This window comes from Acidobacteriota bacterium, from assembly GCA_016208495.1.
Lineage (GTDB): Bacteria > Acidobacteriota > Blastocatellia > Chloracidobacteriales > Chloracidobacteriaceae > JACQXX01.
Genome location: JACQXX010000001.1, coordinates 12,573 through 35,424, shown reverse-complemented (window position 1 = coordinate 35,424; position 22,852 = coordinate 12,573). Strand labels below are relative to the sequence as shown.

The window sequence follows — 22,852 nt, the reverse complement described above, 5'->3', positions numbered from 1 at the left end:
CCACCCGCTCACGCAGGTGGTACTGACATTCATGGTTGCGCTGATTGAATATACTGTCGGGTAACCCACCCGCTCACGCGGGTGGTACTGACATTTGTCGGGCAACCCACCCGCTCACGCAGGTGCTACTGACATCGGGCCCAGGCGTTGGTGAACTCATCCACGCCCAATCTCTAGCCAGGCACGACAAGCACTTTCCGACAGTTTCGAGAATGGCAAAAGTAAAACCGACCGCCTGAAGGCGGGACTCTCAACTGTATTCACCTGAAAGAGAAGTCTGACTTGAGAAAGTATTCCTTGATGACCGAAGAATAACCAACTCGCAAAGCAAGTTAGGTTGCCTGAGCAAAAACCCCGGCAAATGTGCAGATGGCCCAAAAATAAACTCTCCGAAACCCACGGTAAACGAGGAGTGATCGAATCGTCAAGCATTTTTCCAGGAAGCGCTTGATTCTTTCGGTAACGGAATGGAACATTCACTGGCTGCTTCGCTGAGAACTCGATTCGCTCCATGAGGAACCAAATATCAGTCGGCGAGATTGTATCGGCATATCAACTCTTCTGTCAGAGGAACTCTCCATGCAAAACCATGACTTCCTGCGCCTCTTTCTGGAATCGGCTGAACTCCCTGCCGCACTCAAACTTGTTCAAGATAGCCGGATGCGCGGCCCGGACCCGCAAGATGGCTGGTTTGGCACCTGCCTTGGTCAATTTTCGGGGATGAATGCCTGGGAAGACCCAACCTACCGTGGCGCCGTGCAACGACTGGTGGATATTCGCTGGGTGTTTCCAACCGCGGAACAGGCGGCCAACTACCACAAGCACACACTCAACACCAACTGCGAAGGCATGCCCTATCTGCCGCAAGCTCCAGCGGTTGGACAGGAATGTTATGCCTTCGGTGGACAGCAGGAGGTGAGCGGGCTCGCCAAAATTACCAGTTATATGTATTTGTTTCGGGTTGGGTGCGTCGTGGTCAAAGTGTATGCGGCACAAGGCGACCAGCCATTGACCATCAACAAGCTTGCCGCACTGGCGCAGACCGTTGAGCATCGCATCACGGTGATTCTGGCAGAACTTGATCGGCGCACTCCGGCCAATGCCAATACACCGACCCAACCTGTGTCAGCTTCCAATCGAGAACAGGCGCCGACCCAACCGGCGATGTCTCCACCACCAAACCTTCCGCCGGGATACAGCTATCCACCAGGGGTTCAACCTCCAGGAATCTATCAAGGCCAGTTCCAGGGAGTTCATCAGAGCTTTCCTCCAGCACCAATGGGCCAGGGACATTCGCCCTATGGAGGCTTCCAGTCATCACCTCCCACACAACAACCGGGGTTTGGGCTCGCCATTGGATATGCAATTTGTGGCGTACTGAGTGCAATTACCAGTTTTCCGCCTTCGATTTTGCTGTTTGAATTGTTTGATCGAGGAGATCTGCGCGGAGATGATGACGATATCTTTGTGATTTGCTCTGTGTTGACGATGCTCATCTCAATTCCATCCATGATTTTGCTGCTGACCTGGCTCTATCAAGCCTGGTCCGCTGTCCCTGAACGCTTCCGCAAGGGCCGCACACCAGGAACAGCCATCGGGTTTCTCTTCATTCCTTTGTTTAATGTGTACTGGATGTTTCGTTCGATTGCCGGTGTCTCGGCAGCTATTCAACGGGCGCATTATGGACTGGGAACGGGCTATGAAGGTGGCGCCGGGTTTGGACTGGCCGTCGCCGGATTAACCCTGATGTGTGTACCGACGCTCACCCCAATTGCTCATATTTTGCTGGTCTTGTGGATTCTCTTTGCCAACCACGCCAAAAACCTGCTCCTGAAGACGCAAAGCAGAATGTAGAATGAACAAAGTGGTTAGTGGTTAGTGGTTAGTGGTTAGAAATCAATACTTTCGAAGAAGAACCAGGCACTAAGCACCCAGCACCAAAAGCTAACCACTAATACCATTTTGGAATGAAGCGGTCGTATTAGAAAACAGTCAAGTTATTCAATAAAATGAACTTAGTGAACTACTGACTACTGACTACTGACTACAAACTGGTATAACCACTAACCACTAACCACTAACCACTAAATAGTTTCTTCACTCTCTTTATGTCCCGAAAGAAAACCCGCCCGACTGAGCCGCCGCCAGTGACACCTCAGCCATCTGTCGCCGAAGTGAGGCCGTCAGATCCAATCGTTCGCCCCAGGACCGGGATTGCTGGCTGGGCCCAGCGTCACCCGATCTTGCTGGTTTGTTTGGGGCTCATCACGCTCAATCTGGTTGTGTTTGGTCGCGTTGTCAGCTTTGAATTTATTGATTTTGACGACAATAGTTATGTGTTTAATAACCCAAATGTTCGGCAGGGCCTCACGCTGGCAAACCTCAAATGGGCGTTTACCACGTTTCACGTGGGTCACTGGCATCCGCTGACCTGGATCTCGTATTTCCTTGATTTTGAACTCTTTGGCTTGAAACCTGGTGGCTTCCACGCAGTCAATTTGCTCTTCCATCAAGCCTCGACCGTGCTGATCTTTCTGGCTCTCAATCGAATGACCAGGGCGTTCTGGCACAGTGCCGTGGTGGCGCTCCTGTTTGCCATTCATCCAACCCACGTTGAACCCGTCGTGTGGATTGCCAGCCGCAAGGACGTGCTCAGCACCTTTTTCGGGGTGCTGGCCGTGTGGGCCTATGCTGGCTATGCGCAGTTGCCCTTTTCCTGGAAACGGTATCTACTGGTTTGCCTGTGGCTGGCACTTGGGTTACTGGCCAAATCAATGCTTATCACGCTCCCGTTTGCCCTGCTCCTGCTTGATTACTGGCCGCTCAACCGGTTTTCAACGGCTGATACGCATTCGATCAAACTATTTGTAATGAGAGCCATCAGACTTGGAATCGAAAAAATTCCCTTCTTTATATTGATTTCAATTTCACTTGTCATGCAACTCAGGGCCACCCGTGGTATGGCACCTGCGGTAATGGCAACGATGCCTGATACCGAACCACTCGGGCCACTTGCCCCTGGATCCTTTAATCCAGTGAGTGTTCGATTAAGCGCATATGCCGTTTATCTATTCAAACTGTTTTTTCCGGTTCAGTTGGGAATGTATTACCCGTTGGAGCAGAAATACTCATATCTCTGGCTCGGGTTTGTGGTGCTTCTGCTCGTGGTCATCACAGTGTATGGGCTTCGAAATATGCGCTCGATGCCCTATCTGGTGGTGGGATGGTTCTGGTATCTGGGGACGCTGTTTCCAGTTTCCCATCTGCTCCTGGCTGACCGGTATACCTATGTTTCAACGCTGGGATTGCTGGTGATGATGGTCTGGTGGTTGGCAGACTGGTTGAACAAAACTGGCCGTGAATCCTGGGCACCGCCAATCAGCGCGGTCGTGGGGCTTGCCTGTCTGGTGCTGACCTGGAATCAAGTTGGCCACTGGCGCACGACGCGCACCATCTTTGAACATACCCTGGCGGTCACTCAGGATAATCTGGTCATCCATCACAATTTAGGCCGATTATTGATGGACTGTGGTGACTACTCACTGGCCGAAAAACACTTTCGCGAAGTTGTCCGGCTGTCGCCAAATAGTGATTTTGGACTGAATAGCCTGGGGAAATCGCTCTTGAAACAGCATAAACCTGGCGAAGCCCAGCTCCTGCTCACCCAGACACTACAGAAGACACCGCGATACGGCGCAGCCCATCAAAATATGGGGCTGGTTCAGCTTGAATTCTTTGAACAGACCAAAGACCCGGCCCATCTCACCCAGGCTATCGAGCATTTAATGCAAACCACAAAACTCCTGCCGAAATATGCCGACGGCTATGCCAACCTGGGGCTGGCCTGCTTCAAACTGGGGAATTTCGATCAGGCCATTGCAGCATTTCACGAGGCACGTCGTTTAAAGCCACGCTTTTACGAAGCCATTTTCAATCTGGCGAATGTGTATTACACCCAACAAAAATTCGATCAGGCTTTCCCGCTCTACCTTGAAGCAATTGAACTCAGACCTGACCAGTACGAACCCTATCGTAATCTGGGGGCCGGCTATTTATTGCAAGGCAAACCTGCCGAAGCACTGGTCTATTTTCAAAAAGGTGTTGAAATCAAACCAGACTGGGTCGAAGGATATTTTCATCTTGGTGACATCTACACGCTCCTGGCCGGGCAACACCATTCAGCGCAATATCTCGCCTCAGCCATTACCCAGTACCAGACCGCACTTGAATTGCGACCTGATTTTGCCGCCGCCCGGCTGAGTCTGGCCAATCTCCTGCTTGGCATTGAAAAAATCGCGGAAGCTGAAGCCGAAGTCCAAACAGTACTCAGACAAAACCCGGATTCCCCTGGCGCCCACCTGCTGTTGAGCAAAATCCTGCGAAAACAAGGCAAACTCAGTGAAGCGGAAGCGCATGAAAGAAGAACGAAGGAATGAAATAGTGAAGTGTGGCTTTTCAGAAAAAGGTTCAGAGTATCGTCTTTAGACGAGAGGAATTTTCTTCCATCCCACTCGTCACACCTCACGCCTGAAGGCGTTACTCTGAACTGTTTCCTTGTCTGAAGATCTATCGCTATTCGGCCTCGTGGAGTTGAGGAATCACTCCTGTGCTGTGCAGGTGCGCACTGGCGGGCTTGGGAGCATCGGTGGTGGTAAATTCTTCATAGTAGGATCGTTCGGTGTTGACGTCCCACAGATCGTGCTTCTCACCCATGATGTTTTTCACGGCCAGCATACCGGTCAACATCGAATGATCCTGGTTGTTGTACCGATGCATGCCATTGCGTCCAACCGTTTGCAGATTGGTAAACTGGTCCAGAAATGATTTGATGACTTCCAGGTGGCCGCGATATTCACTGTCATATACCGGATAGGCTTTCGGCTGGCGAATCACAACGCCGTCCTCAACATCGCCTTCTCGCGCCAGTCCCAGCTCGATCAATTCTTTCTCAGCCAACCGAATCAGTTCTTGATCCGGGGTTTTCCACAAATCGTCGCCGGCATTGCAAAAATATTCGAGCCCCAGGCAGCTCTTCCCTGGTTCGGGCACCATGGCGGCGCTCCAGTTCCCAAAATTTTGAATCCGACCAACACTGAGTTCCGGGCTATGAATGTAAATCCAGTTGTCCGGAAACAGGTTTTCACGCCTGACGATCAGGCCAACCAGGACAAAGGCTCGATAACTCAAGCTTTGGGCTGCCTTTACCACCGCTTCCGGCGGTTGAGGATTCATATGGAGCACCAGCTTGTTGATCGGCATGCTGGAAATAAAGTGGGGAGCGGCAATTTCAAATTCCTGACCATCGCGCCGCGCAATCACACTGGTCACCCGATTCCCTTCATAATTGAGGCGCACAATCGTCGTGTTGAGATGAACGGCGCCGCCGCGATCTTCCACCGCCTGCTGGAATCGCTCCCACATCTGCCCGGGTCCGAGTCGTGGATAGTCAAACTCATTGATGAGCGACTTCACACCATTTGAACCAAAAAGCGCGTTGGCCACGGCTTTGACCAGCGACAGATTTTGAATCCGTTGGGCTGCCCACTCTGCCTGGATTTTATTACAGGGAATACCCCAGACTTTTTCCGTGTAGGCTTGAAAGAACGTGCGATAAAGCCGCGAACCAAACCGATTGGTCACCCATTCCTCAAAGGTCTGTTCATCCCGGTGCGGAACAATCCGGGCTTTGCAGTAACTCATCAACACCAGAAAGCTCTCGGTCAACCCAAGATTGGTCAGCGTGTTCAGAAAACTGAGTGGGTATTGATAAAACCGGCCCTTGTAGTAAATCCGCGACAGTCGGGGCACTTTGATAAAGTCATCACCCATCATCTCGCGCCACAAATCTTCGACCTCTTTGACCTTGGTGTAAAACCGATGGCCGCCGATATCAAACCGATATCCTTTATAGACTTCGGTCCGGGCAATACCGCCTACCTGCGTGCCTTGTTCTAAAACCAATGGCCGCATTCCGTTACGGACAAGTTCATACGCCGCCGTAAGTCCCGCCGGTCCGGCACCAATAATGACAGTTGGGAAATGATCGGTCATTCCGGTTTATTGAGTCTTTCTTGAAAAAAATGACCGCGCAGGGGCGGCAGGGTGAAAATCAAAGTGAGGGCTTGGACAGACTGAAGTGGTGGAGCATACATCCGAAGATGAAGGCAAGTCCACTATAAAAAAAGTACAACCAGTGCCAGAAAACAGCAAGGAGGGTGAACGGGAGTCCGCGCAAGTGGTAATAAAACCGATACAATTCTCTGTTTACCACGAAAAGCACCAGAGCACAAACCATTGTCACAGCCCACATCACCGGCCACCACCAGCCGCTGCCAGCACTGAAAATCAACAAAAACGTCAGCGCCACGCACAACCGGCTGGAAGTCTGAACATTCAGATCGTTGACAAACCCGTTGGAGCGCAAAATAAGCAGCGTCCAGGGCACGGCCCGATACCAGAAATCGGCTTTCACCATGGACCAGATGCGCCATTCTTTTAAGTGCTTGCATTGCAGTTGTTTATCAAGTCGAATGTGAAGCCCTTTCGCCCGCAAATGATAGCCGAGTGCGATATCTTCAACACAGGGAGTGCGATAGGTTTGGGCGTCAAAACCACCGACTTCCAAAAACACTGACCGGCGAATCGCCCCGCAGCCACTCCAGAACGTTGAAGCTTCTTCCCGGGCGGTCTGGTGGACATAGTGATGGAGCAGATTTCGATATTGGGACAGAAAATTGGGAGCGCCGGGCTGCGTGTCATAGGAACCAAACACCGCGACAACTTCCGGAAACTGATCAAACGTCGTGCGAACCCGTCCAATCGCATCTGGATGGAGCATCACATCCGCATCCACAAAAAACACGATGTCTCCGCTCGCCTGGCCAGCGCCCAGGTTCCGCGCGGCGGCTGGGCCAGAAGGTTCTGGTGTCGTAAAGACCGTGGCCCCAAATGATTGTGCGAGATCACCTGACGCCTGAGTATCACCATCAGTCACGACAATCAGTTCATCGGCAGGAGGCTGTGCCTGACGAAGTGCAAGCAAACACTGGCGGAAGACATCGCCTCCGTTGCGAACCGGCACCACGACCGAAACTCTGAGAGTGGACTGGTTCTCGTGAGCTGAAATCATGAGAATTATGAATTATGAATTATGAATTATGTCGGGGTTCCGGGCCGAAACTAAGGGATGAGAGATGAGGGATGAGGGATGAGGGATGAGGGATGAGGGATGAGGGATGAGGGATGAGGGATGAGGGATGAGGGATGAAAAAAAATCCCTTGTCACCTTGTCATCCGATAAGACCGTGGGCTGCGCACCACGGCTATCACACAACGACCCTGCGGGCCTGAAATCCTTATCCTGGCGCTTACTTTGTCATCCTGTCACGTTGTCACCTTGTCACCTTGTCACCTTGTCACCTTGTCACCCTGTCACCTTGTCACCTTGTCACCTTGTCATCTTCGCCGCCAAGGATGGTCAGAATTTCATCAAATTGAAAGAGCCGGACCATATCCTTGAGATGAGTTCCTAAGACCGTGTTCTGGCCGGCAATGAGATTGCAGGCAGTTTGTGCGTTCGCAATATCACCATCAATCGCTGCCTGCCTCAATTGATCGAGCAATTCAGTGTCAATGAGTGAAATCTGGCGCAGGGCTTTTTGAACGTCAATTTCTTCCCAGGTTTCAGGGCATTCAAATTCAACCGGTTGATTTTCATAGACATACCGGACACCTAAATATCCGATCATCTTTTCAAAAATGGTGTCTTCCCGAAACGGTTTGGCCACAAAGTCATCACAGCCTGAATCAAAGGCGGCTTTGCGATCACCTTCCGCCGAATTGGCTGAAATCCCAATGATGGTGGTGCGAAACCGGAGTGGCTGGGTCCGGTCGTTGAGGAGGGCAAATTCGGTATGCCGAATAATCTGAGTGGCTGAAAATCCATCGGTTCCGGGCATCACCAAATCCATCCAGATCAAATGCGGTGACCAGGTCCTCCAGCAGGAAACAGCCTCTTCGCCGCTTCCAGCTTCCTGGACGTCAAAACCGACCAGGGTCAGGAGTCGCGCCAGCAGGGTTCGATCTTCCCATTTATCATCCACCACCAGAATTCGGTACCGGGGTTGATCTGGCTCCAAGGCCACAACGCGACGCTCAGGAAGCTGGAGCGATGTGCCCAGTGCCACCAGTAATCGAACCTGAAAGCAAACCCGGGTTCCCTGTCCCCGCTGGCTGGTAATTGAAATGTCTCCGCCCATCAGCCGGACATAATTGCGGCAAATGAGCAATCCCAGGCCCAACCCTTCTTTGATCTCTCGGCCACTTGTGGTCTGGACAAATGGTTGAAACAACTCATCAATTTCGTGTTTATCAATCCCACTTCCAGTATCTTCAACCGTAAAGACCACCTGCCCATCCTGCCATCTGGCACGAAGGGCAACACACCCGGCCTCAGTAAACTTAAAGGCATTGCCAAGCACATTCATCAAAATCTGGCGCAACTTGCCTTCATCGCCCCACACCCAGCGGGGAAGCTCCGGATCCAGTTCAAAAATCAAGGTAACTCTGGTTTCGTTGGCCCGGGTGCGAAACATTTCCTCCAGCGTCAACAGCAGGGTGTGCAGGTTAAAGGTGGTTTCCTGAAGCGGAACCTGTCCAGATTCCAGCTTGGCAATGGCGAGGATGTCATTGATGAGTCCGAGCAGATTTTCACCACTGCGTTCCATCGTGCTCAGGTATTTTCGCTGGTCTGCCGTTAAGGTTGCATCCCGTTCAAGCAATTGGAGAAACCCAAGAATGGCATTGAGCGGCGTGCGGAGTTCGTGGCTCATGTTGGCCAGAAAAAGATTTTTGGACTGGGCTGCCTGCGCCGCTTTTTGTTCCGCCAGGAATACGTGCTGCTGGGTTTTTGCCAGGGCCTGCTCCATGGTTTTGAGGTGGTCCAGGGAAGAATAATAGAGCGCCGATTGCGCTTCGAGTTGTGCCCGCACGATCAAAAGCTGATCTTGCAAGGCCGCTACTTCAGCCTCTTTTATCGCCACCTCGCTGGACCGATGCGCCAACCCTTCAGCCAGCCGGGAGGCTTCCTGCCGGGCAACCCGCACGTGAGCAGCTATCTGCCCCGGTTTCACGAAGGAACGCGTCTGTGAGTGTGAACGAAATCGGTTTAAATGACGTCGCTTGGCCAAGGTCTGAATCCTTGATTGAATGATTTGGATTTGAAAGCAGCGGGGTGGAGCATCTCGATCAGGATAAAGGCGTGCTGCTCAAAGGACAGGTAGACAAATTATACGGGGTGAATTCTGAATCCTGAACTGCCCCTTATTGATTGAACCAGAGGCTTGGTCATAATTCATAATTCATAATTCATAATTGGTAACAACTTGTGCTCACCGAAGGTGGTTGTTATATTGCGCCCCATTGTGTTTACAGGCAAGTATTCACCTCAATTTCCTGGTTCTGGGCTTCTCTTCACCGGGATTGGATCTTCGTCACCAGGGACCAGTCACCGGTTCCACCTCTGATTCCTGGCACATGTCTCTCTGACCAAATCGCTATGTCCTTTGTTTTCTGGTCCGGCATTCTTTTTCTCGCATACCTTTTGGGATCATTCCCTTCGGGGTACCTGATCGTCCGCTTATTGACCCAGGATGATGTTCGCAATATTGGCTCGGGAAGTACCGGCGCCACCAATGTCACCCGCAAAGCTGGTGTGAAAGCCGGCCTGATGACCTATGTGCTGGACGTCGGAAAAGGCATGCTGGCGGTGTATCTGGCTGGCCAGCTCAGCGGACAGAATGTTCACGTCATGGGGAGCGCAGGCGCGGTGGCCATTCTCGGTCACATGTTTCCCATTTTCTTGAAATTCCAGGGTGGCAAGGGCGTGGCCACTGGGGTCGGCGTCTTTCTGCTCCTGGCACCGCTTCCAACCCTGGCCGTGTTTGCTGTCTGGGGATTGATCTTTTCCATCACCCGAACTGTCTCACTCGGGTCAGTTGTGGCCACCGGTCTGCTGCCAGTTGCGATTTGGGCCTTTGAAGGAGTTCTGGCCGGGAAACCGGCTGCGATTTGGGTACCTAAACTCTTGTGGGGATTGGGGATTGGCCTGCTGATTATCTCCAAACACCACGAAAATATTCGGCGGCTGCTTTCTGGCACCGAAAGTTCATTCAAAAAGCAAAATAGCGAAGTCGTGAATAGCCAAGTGGCGAGTAGCGAATAGCGAAATAGTGAAGTAGAAAAGAAAGTGAAATAGCGAAGTCGTGGAAGACAAAGAATTTTGGGGTTGACAGACCAGGACTGGGAATCAAGGCTGAAGCACTTCACGACTTCACTATTTCGCTACTTCACGACTTCACGACTTCACGACTTCGCTACTTCACGACTTCACGACTTCGCTACTTCACGACTTCACGACTTCGCTACTTCGCTTTTATGAAATCTGCAGAACACATTGCCGTCATTGGCGCTGGCAGTTTTGGAACGGCTCTGGCACTCAGCACCGCTCGATATGCCCCGACAGGAAGACCCGTGCGGGACGTTCGACTCTGGTCTCATCGGGCTGAACACGCCGAGCAAATGACCCAGGACCGAATGAATGCCACTTATTTGCCTGGATTTACCTTCCCGGACAATCTAAAACCAACGTCGGATCTGGCAGAGGCACTCGATGGGGCAAACATTGTGTTGACCGTAGTTCCATCACACGTTACCCGGTCCACCTACGAAAGAATGCGGCCATTTCTGAAACCCCAAATGGTGTTTGTCAACGGCACAAAAGGCATTGAGGGCGACACACTCAAGCGGATGTCACAGGTAATTTCCGATGTGTTGAGTGAAGATTTTGAACCGCGTATCGTGACTCTGTCTGGTCCCAGCTTTGCCCAGGAAGTGGCTAAAGGCGATCCAACCGCAGTGGTCGCGGCTTCGACCACTCAACGCTGGAGCGAATATATCCAGGCTGAACTCAGCAACCCAAATTTCCGGCTATACTCCAATCTCGATATGGTTGGTGTGGAAATCGGCGCCGCCGTCAAAAACGTGATTGCAATTGCCGCCGGAGCCGTCACCGGCATGGGATTTGGACACAACACGCTGGTGGCCGTGATTACCCGCGGACTGGCTGAGATTACCCGGCTGGCCATTGCTCAAGGCGGGCGGGTTGAAACGCTCTCTGGACTGGCTGGCGTGGGCGATTTGTTCCTCACCTGCACCGGCGGTCTTTCACGCAATCGCCACGTGGGGTTTGAGCTTGGCCGGGGACGAGCATTGAGCGATGTTCTGGGTGAAATGAATTCCGTGGCCGAAGGGGTCAAAACCGCCAAAGCGGTCTATGAACTCTCAAAACTGAACAATGTAGATATGCCGATTACCCGTGGCGTCTATCAGGCGCTCTATGAAAACCGCAAGGCAACTGACGCCCTGGCTGATATTCTGGGCCGGCCACTGAAACGTGAGTTTTGATTTTAGTCAGTAGTCAGTAGTCAGTAGTCAGTAGTCAGTAGTCGAGTGTTGGGATTTGAGGACTTGTATCAAGTGAATTTGATTCTATTTGAGTCAGTTAGGAACAATTCTTTTCAAGAATTCCACGGATTCAACGATCCGGGTTTTATCTACTGACTACTGACTACTGACTACTGACTTATCAACTACTGACTCATCAGAATCTCCGAACTTTATTCCTATGGCTAACAAAAGCTCCCCAATTCCTGGTTTTAAACTGATTGCCACCAACCGGGAAGCCTTTTACAACTTTCACATCCTGGAAACCTTTGAAGCCGGGCTGCAACTGGTTGGCACTGAGGTCAAGTCGCTCCGGGAAGGACGCATCAACCTCAAGGATGCCTATGCCATGGTCAAGGACGGCGAAGGCTGGTTGCTCAATGCCCACATCAGTCCCTATAGTCACGGAAATCGCCAGAACCACGATCCGCTCAGATCTCGCAAGCTCTTGTTGCATAAGGCTGAACTTCGCAAGCTCTTCAACTTTATCCAGGAAAAGGGATTGACGCTGGTGCCCACCAAACTCTATTTCAAAAATGGCCGGGTGAAGGTTGAAATCGGGGTTGCCAAGGGCAAAAAGCTCTATGACAAACGGGAAACCGAGCAGAAGCGCACGGTTGAACGTGAAACCCGCGCCATGATGAAGGAGCGGAGATAAAGACCAGGGCTTGGGGCTGAAGACGACGGGCTGAGGGCTGAAAAACTCGCAAACTCGGGGCTGAAAACTTCGAGTTTGGAGCTTGAACATATTGATTCAAAAATACTACTGACTACTGACTACTGACCACTGACTACTGACTACTGACCACTGACCACTGACTACTGACCACTGACTACTGACTACTGACCACTGACCACTGACTACTGACTACTGACTACTGACTACTGACTACTGACTGGTTTGATCTATGGACGCTGAAGTACTTCGTGAATATTGTCTGGCCTTCCCGCATGCGACCGAGAGTCTGCAGTGGGGAAACCATCTGGTCTTTAAGGTTGGGGGAAAGATGTTTGCCATTCTGGATTTGGATAATCTGGGGCTTTCGTTTCCCTGTTCTCCGGATGATTTTTACACCCTCACTGAACAGGCCAACATCATCCCCGCACCCTATTCGGCCCGGTATCACTGGGTGTTGCTCCAGAAACTTTCCGCCCTTCCCTCATTTGAATTAAAAGAGTATTTACAGCAAGCGTATACTCGGACCTTTTCCAAGCTTCCGAAAAAAGTTCAGGCTCAACTCACAACGACTACGGAACAATAATTTTTTTGCAAAGCAATCTCAGGTAGAACGGAGACAACTTCATGGATTTTAAGGTGCAGGATGGACCACTTTCGGAATTGGCCGCTGACGTCGTGGTCATTCCGGTTTTTGAAAATGAATCGCTCGAAAGCGATGTGCTCAAATCGTTGGATGAACTCACCAACGGCTTGATTTCCACTATTGTCGGGACGGACGAAATGCGGGGCAAATCAAGTGATACCGCCTATGTGCACGTTGCCACCGGACTGAAAACCCGTCGCTTGCTGCTGGTTGGTGCTGGCACTGAGGAAAAATTTGCCACCCGTGCTGCTCGCAACCTGGCTGGTACCGCTGCCCGCATTGCCCGCAAAAAGGGGGCAACATCAATTGCCTTTGTCAAACGCGGAGGGCTCGATCTCCAGGCGTTTGGAAAATCCATCGCCGAAGGTGCCTTGATTGGTTTGTATGAGCCCGACACATACAAAACAGAAGGCAAAGCCGAGCAAACCGTCACCCAAATCAGTGTGAATACCTCTGAAGCCGAACTATCTGCGGCTGAACAGGGATTGGCAATTGGGAACATTGTCGGCGAAGCCACCAACTTCACCCGCATGCTGGTCAATGAACCCGGTATGCAGCTTCCTCCCCGAAAACTGGCTGAACATGCCGAACAGGTCGCGGCTCAGTATGGCCTGGGAGTTGATATTCTGGATGAAGCCCGGATGGCCGAATTCGGCATGGGTGCGCTGCTCGGCGTGTCACGCGGCTCGGATGAAGAAGCCAAAATGATCGTGCTGACCTACACGCCGGAAACGGCTGAAGAAGGCACACAAACCATTGCGCTCATTGGAAAAGGATTAACCTTTGACGCTGGCGGGTTGTCGTTAAAAACCTCTGAAGGCATGGAGAAAATGAAATACGACATGGCCGGTGGGGCTTCGGTCATTGGTGCGATGCGCGCCATTGCCCAGCTTAAACCACGGGTGAAAGTGTTTGGGATTGTGCCCTCTTCGGAAAACCTCCCGTCAGGTCGGGCACTCAAGCCTGGTGATGTGCTGACCTCAATGGCCGGCAAAACCATCGAAGTCCTCAATACCGATGCCGAAGGTCGCCTGATTCTGGCTGATGCCCTGGCCTATGCCCGACACCTCGGCGCTCAAAAAATGGTTGATCTGGCCACGCTGACTGGTGCGATTTCAGTCGCGCTGGGAACAGTGTATTGCGGGCTGTTCACTTCAAACCAGGAACTCGCTGATCAGGTCCTGGCGGCTGGAAAAAATGCGGACGAAAAATTCTGGCAACTGCCGATGGATGCTGAATATGGCGAGTTGATCAAGAGCGACATCGCCGACCTGAAAAACATTGGCGGAAAATATGCTGGCAGCATCACCGCCGCTTACTTTTTGAAAGAATTTGCCGGTGATACCCCCTGGGTGCATCTCGATATCGCCGGAGTGGGCTGGAACCAATCAACCAAACCCTACCTTGCCAAGGGCCCCAGCGGGTTTTCGGTCCGAACCCTGGTTGAGTGGGTGATGGCTCAATAATCTGGGGCTGAAAAACCCTTGGGCTGAGGGCCGAGGGCTGAAAACATTGGGCTTGGGGCTTGGGGCTAAGGGTATACAAATCATTTGAATTCAATTGGGTTTTTGCCCTCAGCCCTTAGCCCTGGCTTTCTCAGCCCCGAACTTGCGAGTCTTCAGCCCCAAGCCCTAAGCCCTGGTTTTCTCAGCCCTAAATCAGAAAGGATTTCAAACAACCATGAGTACTCCCGAACACAAGGCCGTTCAACCACTGGACGTGCCGACGGCGATTTTGCAGCGCCGCTCAATTAAAAACTTCAAATCAGATCCGATTTCGGATGAATTACTCCATCAACTCATTGAACTGACTGTCGCGGCCCCAAGTAGCTGGAATTTGCAGGACTGGCGCATCATCGTCGTCCGTGACGAAGCCAAAAAAGCCGAACTCTGCGAAGCTGCCTGGGGACAGACCCAGATTAAGCAGGCACCAGTCACGTTTGTGTTTGCCGCTGACGCCGACGCCGGCAACCAGGATCTGACACCAATTTTCGAGCAGGCACTGGCCGCCGGGGCCTGGAATGAAGGCACGGTCGGCTATTTCAAGAAGGCCATTCCCCAATTTCAGCAGGCACTTGGCGACAAACAGCGTGAATACGCCATCAAAGACGCCATGATTGCGGCCACGCATCTGGTACTGGCGGCAGAAAGTCTTGGACTGTCAACCTGCTATATGAACGGCTGGGTTGAAGACAAAGTCAAAGCGGCGATTGGCGCCGCAGACAATCCCAATCTGGCGATTGCCGTGGTGATTCCGGTGGGATATGCCGCCGAGCCCCGTAAAGATCCCGGACGCTTTGCCTGGGAAGTCAATGTTTTTGCCGACACACTGGAAACGCCATTTCAGAAATAGCCTTGTTTCAGCTTTTCTCAGTTGTGCTGTGTTTCGTGCCAAAACCCCACCTGCCACGGTGGGGTTTTTTCATAGTGTTTGGAATCCTGACTGAAAAATTGCACAAACTATCTTTTTCAGCTTATAGTTGGGGTTGTTTCCTTCGAGCCACGCCAATCATAACCCACAGTAAAAACCCAAGGAGAATGCTATGTCAGCAATCTTTGTAACGGATAACCTGGTTGACATTGTTTATCCAGAAAGCGATGGAAAACCAATGGCTGAAAATACACTCCAGTATGAATGGATTGTGATGATTAAAGGCGGGTTAGATGCCGTGCTCCCCAATGATTTTGTGGCTGGGGACCTGTTGTGGTACCCGGTTGAAGGAAAACCAAAAATTACTCAGGCGCCTGATGTGATGGTGGCCATTGGTCGCCCTAAAGGTCATCGCCGCTCGTATCTGCAATGGCAGGAAGGACATATTGCGCCACAGGTCGTGTTTGAAATTCTTTCACCGGGGAACACTGCCTCGGAAATGACCAAAAAAGAGCTTTTTTATAATGAACATGGCGTTGAAGAGTATTACCTCTATGATCCTGAGAAAAACGACCTTTTCGGGTGGATTCGCTCTGAAAAGGGCCTGACGGCTATTCCAGGAATTGACACCTGGACCAGTCCACGACTGAGCATTCGGTTTGAACGAACGCCTGAAACTCTGATGATCTTTCGTCCAGATGGACGGCGTTTTGAGACCTTTGCCGAACTTGAAGCTCGGGCTGAAGCTGAGCACCAACGAGCTGAAGCTGAAGCGCAACGGGCTCAACAAGCACTCTCCCAGATTGAACAGGAACGACTGATCACTCAACGATTCAAGCAGAAACTGCTCGAACTTGGAGTTGATCCTGAAACAGTTTGAACCGCTCCATCAATTCATCAGGATATCCATTCAACATCAGGGCGCGGCCAGTCAGTCACCGCGCCCTTTTGTTTCCAACCGCTCAGTCATTTCACCTTCACATGATTTCAATTCGAACCTACCACGGCAACGCGGGACTTGTGCTCCAATCCAAATTCGATCTTGCATACCATTGGCCGAGACGCCATGAGTTCCCAATTTGGGTTGATATCGAATACCCAATCGAGGCCGACCTCAAACAACTGGTTGATATATGTGAGTTTCACCCACTGACCGTGGACGACACGGTTTCACCACACCACCAGCCCAAAATTGATGAATTTGACGACTATCTGTTTCTGGTCTTTCGGAGCGTTTCTCCGGTAACCGATGAATATGATATGTGTTACACGCCAGAGCGCCACACGCGTGAATACTGCAGCACCATGAAACTGGCCGTCTACCTTGGAAAAGATTTTCTGGTGACCATTCATGACAAACAGGTTCCAGCCGTGGTTGAAATGGCCAAATTTGTTGATACTCGGAATCTGGCGTACGAACAGCATCTGGATCAGATTCTACACGGCATTGTGGACCGTCTGATTGATGGTGTTTTTCCGGTTTTGGAACAACTTGAAGATGAAGTCGAACTCATTGAAGATGAAATCTTTGCCGATCCCAAACCAGTCCAACTGTCCCAAATCCTCAAGCTCAAACGCGAATTATTGAACCTGCGGCGATTGATCAGTCCACAACGCGAAATGCTCTCACGCCTGAGTCGCCGCGAAGACCTTCCCTACATCCAGCCACGAACCGCCATTTATTTTCGTGACGTCTATGACCACGCCGTCCGGATTGAGGAAGCCGCCATCATCCTGACCGACTTTGCCAGTGGTGTCGCCGAAGCCTATCTCTCGGTGGCTTCAAATCGAATGAATGAAGCCATGCGAGTACTCACGGTGCTCTCAACCATCTTTATGCCGCTCACCTTTATCGCCGGCATTTATGGAATGAATTTCGACTACATGCCCGAACTCAAAATGACCTGGTTTTACCCGTTTTTGTGGCTTCTGATGATCGCGATTGCCCTCGCCATGCTGGTCTTTTTCAGACGTAAGAAGTGGCTGTGAGAAAGCGAGGCTTGGGGCTGAAGACTTGTCACCCTGTCACCCTGTCACCCTGTCACCCTGTCACCCTGTCACCTTGTCACCCTGTCACCTTGTCACCCTGTCACCTTGTCACCCTGTCACCCTGTCACCTTGTCACCCTGTCACCCTGTCACTCAACGGGCAGCAAAAGCGTAAAGGTTGTTCCCTGTCCAGGCTGGCTGGTGGCGGAAATGGTGCCGCCGTGGGCTTCGACGATGCGTTTGACAATCGCCAATCCAAGCCCAACCCCGAGACGTCCTTTTCCGGATTGCCCCTGCCGATACGGGTCGAAAATGATCGGCAATACATCAGATTCAATCCCTTCCCCGGTATCGGAAATGCGGATCAGCACGGCAGTTCGACCGACGCCAGAGTGCATGTGCATGACTTCACTGGCTTCAACTGAAATCGTGCCGCCAGCCGGGGTAAATTTGATCGCGTTTGAGAGCAAGTTTGAAAGGGCCCGTTCTAGCTTTCCAGCATCAATTGCCATCTCAGGGAGGGCTGGGTGAATTGTGGTTTCCAGGACCAGATTCTCAGACTGAGCAGCAATTTTGGTATTTTCAAGAAATTCTTTTAAAAATTCAGTGAACTTGACTGATTCACGGCGCAGATGAATTTCTTTCGAGTCGGTGCGAAAGACTTCGAGGAGTTCCCCAATCATGGCCAGGATCTTTGAGATGGTTTTGACGCTGGCATGCACCAACGCTCCATAGGGCCCAGCCACAACGTCCCCATCAATGGATAAAAAATCGAGCGTTGCCTTCACCACGCTGAGCGGGGACTTGAGGTCGTGCACCAACATGGCGGTAAAGTTGGCTTTGATTTCGGCCATTTCCCGGAGTTGAATGTTTGCTTCGGCCAGTTCCTGACGTGAAGCAGAGAGGTCAGCGTTGGCCTGGGTCAAGGCAACATTTTTTTCGATTAACTCGTGTTGCAACCGGGCAATCCGAAGCTGACTGTTGACACGGGCCAGAACTTCCTCAATTTGAAAGGGTTTGGTCACATAGTCAACGCCACCGACTTCAAAAGCCCGTACCTTATCAATGGTTTCATCCAGCGCGCTGATAAAAATAACGGGAATATCACAGGTGGCCGGGTCGGCTTTGAGCTGGGTACAGACTTCAAACCCGTTCATCTGCGGCATGTTGATATCCAGCAAAATCAGAGCTGGTTTGAAGGTTCGGGCAACCGTGAGTGCCAGCCGCCCCGAAGTCACGGCACGCACATGAAAGTGATGGTCCTGCAACAGACCAGATAACAAATCGAGGTTGGTTGGGTTGTCGTCAACGACCAGAATATCAGCTTGCGGCATAGGAATTAGGGAAAATCAGGGTTCAGGGTTTGGGGTTCAGGGTTTGAAAACCAGGGTTCCGGGTTCCGGGTTTGAGAATTGGGAGTTGAAAGAAGGACAAAAAGGACGAAAGGGGCGAAAAGGACAAAAATCCGAAGACCCGGAACCCGGAACCCGGAACCCGGAACCCCGAACCCCGAACCCCGAACCCTGTTTTCATCAATCAAACCAGGTCAATAGTTCTTCAAACTGGTACTGCCGGGCTAGATGATGGAGTTCCTGGGCGAGGGTGGGGTCAACTGAGTGAATTTGTTCGGCCACACCATAAACTCTTTCCCGGTTGCAGCCAAGTACGGCTTCATAAAGTTGGGTGCGTAGCTCGGGAGAAAGATTGGCGACCGATTGTTTCAGAGATCCAGGCTGGCTGGGAGATTGATGTGTTTCTGAGCTAAATTCGGATTCAGATTCATAGATAAACTCAACCCCAAGGTATTTTACGAGTTTTTCAACAATCACATCCGTTGAAAACGGTTTAATCACAATGTCATCGCAGCCAGCATCAAAAATCGCTTTCCGGTCAGCATCAAAAGCACTCGCTGAAATCGAGATAACCCAGGTAGGCACATCCGAAACTGAATCCGAAGTACTGGATTTTCCGGTTGCCTCAGTAGCGCGAATCTTCCGGGTGGCTTCAAACCCGTCCATGACCGGCATGTGCATATCCATCCACACCAGGTGTGGACGCCAGTTGTGCCAGAGGGTCAGAGCTTCGGCGCCATTGGCGGCATCCTGGACGTCAAAGCCGAGTTGTTTGAGCAAGGTGGTTAAAAGCTGTCGGTTTTCGACCACATCATCAACCACCAGGAGCCGAAAAACGAGGTGTCCAGGCGCCAAACCAATCACTGATTTTGGCCTGACCAGTGCGGGAGCCTCAGACGTGGGTGTCAACCGGATCGAAAACCGAAAGGTCGCCCCACGCCCAGGCTGGCTTTCAACTGTAATTTCCCCACCCATCACTTTGACAAAATCCTGGCTGATGGTCAGTCCCAAACCCGTGCCTTCTTGAGCCTGCAAGCCACTTTGGGTTTGGGTAAACGGCTGAAAAATCTTCTCCATCTCCGCCGGGGCAATCCCCGCCCCCGTGTCGGAGACTTCAAATGCAATCAATTCTTGATGAAGGATGACCTTCAATTTGACTTCGCCGTGCTCGGTAAATTTAAAGGCATTCCCAAGCAAATTGATCAAGACCTGACGCAATTTGCGTTCATCACCGGCCACAAACCTGGGGAGTTCTGGCGGAAATTCAATGGTAAATCGCAGGTGTTTTGATTGGGCACGAAACCGGAAGAGCCCTTCGAGTTCGGTCAAGAGCATCCGCACATCAAATGTTTTTTCTTCAAGGACAATCTGACCGGCTTCGATTTTTGACAGCGAGAGGATGTTGTTGATCAGGTTGAGCAAATGCTCGCCACTGCGAATGATAATCCCCAGATATTCACGATCCTCGTCCGAACGGCCAGGTGCCCGGTTGAGCAACTGGACAAACCCCAAAATGGCATTGAGCGGGGTGCGGAGTTCGTGGCTCATATTGGCCAGAAACAGGCTTTTGGCTTTGCTGGCTTCCAGTGCCTGCTGACGCTGAACGAGGGCTTCTTCTTTGGCGTCCTGAGCCTGCTGCTCTGAAATACTTAATTTGGTCACCAGTCGAGCCAGTTCATCGGCCTTTTCTTTGGTCAGCGCCTCTGATCTGGCCAGGGCGGCGGTTCGTTCCCGAATTTTGGCTTCGAGTTGGGCATTGGCCTGCCTGAAACGAAACACTCGCCACTGATACCCACTATAGCCAAGGCCACCAATCACGCCAGCATAGAGCACAAACGCCCACCAGGTTACCCATGGCGCCGGGCGAATCGTAAAACTAATTTCCACGGGCCCAGAGGTGTTCCCGGCATAATCGCGCCCCCACACCTTGAACCGGTAGTACCCTTGGGGCAGCGTCGTGTACACAGTTTTGGCTTCGGTTGTCCAGGACGTTGGTCGCGTCTGTAACCCGACAAGCTGGGTGCAATACTGACTATCCGGCTCGCGAAAATAACTCAGGAGACTGTATTCAATGACAATGTTGTTTTCATCGTAGGCAAATTCACGGCCTGTGTACCAGTCACTGGCCGATTGGGCTAACCCTTGCACCCGGAAAAGCGGCGACCCGTTGATCAACACCGTTTCCAGACGGAGCGGCTTGGAAGTCGTATCAGGAATTTCCTGGCTGGGATCAAAGAACGTGGCGCCGCCGATGGTTCCAAACCATAAACACCCAGCCCGGTCAATCATCGAAGCCCCAGCGTTGCATTCATTACTTGGCAGCCCGTCTTCGGTGGTGTAAGTATAAGCAGAAAATGGAGATGGATTTTCAGGCGTTGGAGTTCGCGGGGAAAATCGCGTGATTCCACGCAACGTTGAAAGATAGATTCGCCGCTGAGCGTCCTGCTGAATGCGATACACCACATTATTGCCGAGCGGAGGAGCATCAGTTGAGGCCAGCGGGACAATCTCGGCGGTTGGTACTTCCAGCTCAAGGGTGGCGACCCCGCCCCGAGTGGCAATCCACAGTGATCGCTTTCCATCGGAATCCAGCACTTGCTCAACATCACGCACCTGATTATTTGGAAGCCCCCTGGTACTATCAAACGTGGTCCATTGATCTTGATAGAGTCGAAACAATCCAACATTCGTGCCGGCCCAAATGGCTTTTGAACCGTCTCCAAATGTGGTTTCAGCCAAACAATAAATTGAGTTGGTTGCAAGAGCGCTCTGGTCGTCTCCGATTGCCATCCACTGATCATTTTTGTACCGAATGAGCCCATTGCGCGTCCCAAACCAGAGTATCTGGGCGCCATCTGGGTCTCTGGTTTCTAAAATGCAGAATATCCGACCCGAGGTAATTCTGTTTTCCGTTGAAGGAATCTTCGTCCATTGCCCATTTCGAAATCGCACCAGCCCACCGCGTAGCGTTCCAACCCACAGGGTCTTTGACCCATTCCCTTCAACCGTTTCCAGGAGCGACAAAACCACATCATCCGGTAACTGGCCTGATTGTGAATCAAACAGCGTCCAATCACCACGTTGGTATCGCACCAGACCGCTGCCGTTGGTGCCCATCCAGATAGTTGGGGTGCCATCCGCATCAACTGTTTCGAGCAAACTGGTGATGGTGTTATTTGCGGGCTTCCAGGCCAATCCAAATTTAGACCAGGAACTTTTCTGAATCCGCGACACACCAGCACTGTTAAAGCCAACCCAGATGCTGCTTTCCCCATTGATTCCAGTTGTTTCCAGTAAACTGATCGCGACCTGCTGGCGGTTATCGGCAATATTCCCTACCTGTTGCCACTGATTTTGAACCAGACAATGAACCCCACTAAAAGTCGCCGCCCATAATCGGGGTTCGCCGCGATGATTGCGGGTTTCCCTCAAGGCAATCACTGGCGAGTTAGGCCGGGTTGATGAGTGGATTGGAACTTTTTGAATCACACCATTTTGCACACAGGCCAAACCGGATTCCATCCCAACCCACAACTGATTCGGACTCGATGCCTGGCTGGTTTCGAGCAAACAATGCACTGTGGGATCAAGCAATTTTCCATCAGCGGGTTCGAAGCGATGCCATTGCCCCTGTTCCAGATAGGCCAATCCGCTGCCAAGCGACCCAACCCATAGCCTCCTGGTGTCACCCTGCCCGGTTTCCAAAAAACACCGGATATTGTTGGTCGGCAACCAGGGGCGCATATCAATCGGAGTCCACTGGCCTTGATGATAGCGGACGATGCCATTCCCAGCCGTTCCCACCCAAATGGTTGACGTGCCATCCGGTGACTGGGTTTCATACAGGGTGCGAACAAAATTGCTGGGAAGATGCCCGGTTTGGGTTGAAAAAAGTTCCCATTCCCCATTTTTAAAATGAGCAACACCGCCGCCATTTAACCCAACCCACAGGCTTTTATCGCTGGCTGGGAGCAAGGCATAGACAAATGTGGAGAGAAGATTTTTCGGAAATTGAACCCGCTGCCACTGTCGGCCATTGTAACAGGCAATTCCATCCTGAGTACCGACCCAGACATACTGGTTCCACTCGCAAATGGCTTCGACTGAATTTTGAGGGAGGCCGTTTTGATCGGTAAACTGTTGATAGACCCAATCTTCGCGGGCATGACCCAGGATTGACCCGTCCGGTTTCTCCACCACCGCCGAACGTGGTGAGGCTGGCTGAGCGGCGGCAACCATTCCTGGAAGGCACGTCAGTCCCCAAATCCCCAGCCAAAAGCAAATGATCAAATGTTGGGCAAACGGTCGCTGTGGCATG

The 22,852-nt window shown here is 51.7% G+C and carries 15 protein-coding genes; 10 read left to right on the top strand and 5 right to left on the bottom strand.

Annotated features, from left to right (window positions below; translation table 11 throughout):
- Window positions 1-579: 579 nt before the first annotated feature.
- Entirely contained in the window at window positions 580-1,854 is a 1,275-nt protein-coding gene (locus HY774_00110; protein MBI4746861.1) for a hypothetical protein, read from the top strand.
- 254 nt (window positions 1,855-2,108) lie between these two features.
- Window positions 2,109-4,436: a tetratricopeptide repeat protein gene (locus tag HY774_00105; protein ID MBI4746860.1), complete on the top strand. Its 2,328-nt coding sequence runs from the start codon at window positions 2,109-2,111 to the stop codon at window positions 4,434-4,436.
- A 136-nt stretch (window positions 4,437-4,572) separates the two neighbouring features.
- On the opposite strand, the gene HY774_00100 is transcribed toward HY774_00105, so the two are convergent.
- The 3 genes from HY774_00100 to HY774_00090 all read right to left on the bottom strand — a co-directional run bounded on the left by HY774_00100 (window position 4,573) and on the right by HY774_00090 (window position 9,188).
- On the bottom strand, window positions 4,573-6,051 hold the full coding sequence (locus HY774_00100) for an NAD(P)/FAD-dependent oxidoreductase (protein MBI4746859.1): 1,479 nt from the start codon (window positions 6,049-6,051) through the stop codon (window positions 4,573-4,575).
- Window positions 6,052-6,109: 58 nt separating this feature from the next.
- Entirely contained in the window at window positions 6,110-7,129 is a 1,020-nt protein-coding gene (locus HY774_00095; protein ID MBI4746858.1) for a glycosyltransferase family 2 protein, read from the bottom strand.
- A gap of 310 nt (window positions 7,130-7,439) precedes the next feature.
- Window positions 7,440-9,188, bottom strand: a complete 1,749-nt coding sequence (locus HY774_00090; GenBank protein ID MBI4746857.1) for a response regulator — start codon at window positions 9,186-9,188, stop codon at window positions 7,440-7,442.
- A gap of 368 nt (window positions 9,189-9,556) precedes the next feature.
- On the opposite strand from HY774_00090, the gene plsY reads away from it, so the two are divergent.
- From plsY to corA, 8 genes are all read left to right on the top strand, one after another.
- Complete coding sequence (gene plsY, locus HY774_00085; protein MBI4746856.1) at window positions 9,557-10,222, top strand: glycerol-3-phosphate 1-O-acyltransferase PlsY; 666 nt, start codon at window positions 9,557-9,559, stop codon at window positions 10,220-10,222.
- Window positions 10,223-10,434: 212 nt separating this feature from the next.
- Window positions 10,435-11,463: an NAD(P)-dependent glycerol-3-phosphate dehydrogenase gene (locus HY774_00080; GenBank protein MBI4746855.1), complete on the top strand. Its 1,029-nt coding sequence runs from the start codon at window positions 10,435-10,437 to the stop codon at window positions 11,461-11,463.
- 220 nt (window positions 11,464-11,683) lie between these two features.
- Window positions 11,684-12,160, top strand: a complete 477-nt coding sequence (smpB, locus tag HY774_00075) for an SsrA-binding protein SmpB (protein MBI4746854.1) — start codon at window positions 11,684-11,686, stop codon at window positions 12,158-12,160.
- Between the two features lie 250 nt (window positions 12,161-12,410).
- Window positions 12,411-12,764 (top strand): MmcQ/YjbR family DNA-binding protein, encoded by a 354-nt coding sequence (locus HY774_00070; GenBank protein ID MBI4746853.1) that lies wholly within the window; start codon window positions 12,411-12,413, stop codon window positions 12,762-12,764.
- Window positions 12,765-12,805: 41 nt separating this feature from the next.
- Window positions 12,806-14,290, top strand: a complete 1,485-nt coding sequence (locus HY774_00065) for a leucyl aminopeptidase (GenBank protein MBI4746852.1) — start codon at window positions 12,806-12,808, stop codon at window positions 14,288-14,290.
- A gap of 214 nt (window positions 14,291-14,504) precedes the next feature.
- Window positions 14,505-15,176: a nitroreductase family protein gene (locus tag HY774_00060; GenBank protein MBI4746851.1), complete on the top strand. Its 672-nt coding sequence runs from the start codon at window positions 14,505-14,507 to the stop codon at window positions 15,174-15,176.
- A gap of 190 nt (window positions 15,177-15,366) precedes the next feature.
- Entirely contained in the window at window positions 15,367-16,074 is a 708-nt protein-coding gene (locus tag HY774_00055; GenBank protein MBI4746850.1) for a Uma2 family endonuclease, read from the top strand.
- A gap of 101 nt (window positions 16,075-16,175) precedes the next feature.
- Window positions 16,176-17,183 (top strand): magnesium/cobalt transporter CorA, encoded by a 1,008-nt coding sequence (corA, locus tag HY774_00050; GenBank protein ID MBI4746849.1) that lies wholly within the window; start codon window positions 16,176-16,178, stop codon window positions 17,181-17,183.
- Window positions 17,184-17,331: 148 nt separating this feature from the next.
- On the opposite strand, the gene HY774_00045 is transcribed toward corA, so the two are convergent.
- Window positions 17,332-18,516, bottom strand: coding sequence for a hybrid sensor histidine kinase/response regulator (locus HY774_00045; GenBank protein MBI4746848.1), 1,185 nt, complete (start codon window positions 18,514-18,516; stop codon window positions 17,332-17,334).
- A gap of 198 nt (window positions 18,517-18,714) precedes the next feature.
- Window positions 18,715-22,851: a response regulator gene (locus HY774_00040; GenBank protein MBI4746847.1), complete on the bottom strand. Its 4,137-nt coding sequence runs from the start codon at window positions 22,849-22,851 to the stop codon at window positions 18,715-18,717.
- Window position 22,852: the final 1 nt, after the last annotated feature.